Annotated in this window: 1 protein-coding gene; it reads left to right on the top strand. The window is 58.9% G+C overall.

Going from position 1 to position 470, the window contains the following annotated elements:
• On the top strand, window positions 1-470 hold a 470-nt coding region (locus H0485_RS21400), incomplete at both ends, for an IS6 family transposase (protein WP_226937887.1).

Below are 470 nucleotides of genomic sequence, written 5' to 3'. Positions count from 1 at the left end.
TGCCACGCTGAACCGCTGGGTCGTGAAATTCGCTCCGCTGATCGCCGCGAGGGCGCAAGTTAGAAAGCGACCGACGGCTAGCTCCTGGCGGATGGATGAAACATACATCAAGGTGAAGGGCCGTTGGTGCTACCTTTACCGCGCCGTGGATCGCGACGGTCAAACCCTTGATTTTATGCTCTCTGATCGCCGCAATTTGGCCGCCGCGCGGCGGTTCTTCAAACGGGCAATTGCGGCGAACGGCGTACCTGAGCGCGTTGTGATCGACAAAAGCGGCGCCAATCTGGCGGGCCTTCAGGCGGTGAATGCGATCCGGAAATTCACCGGCAGCGGTCGACTGATCGAAATCCGGCAGGTCAAGTACCTCAACAACATTCTTGAGCAGGACCATCGCTTCATCAAGCGGATCACGCGGCCAATGATGGGCTTCAAGGCATTCCATTCGGCCATCGCCACAGTCGCCGGGATCG

Source organism: Pseudogemmobacter faecipullorum (assembly GCF_020539525.1).
Taxonomy (GTDB): Bacteria; Pseudomonadota; Alphaproteobacteria; order Rhodobacterales; family Rhodobacteraceae; genus Pseudogemmobacter; species Pseudogemmobacter faecipullorum.
Note: the sequence above shows the minus strand (reverse complement) of the source record. Positions and strands in the feature narration are given on the sequence as shown.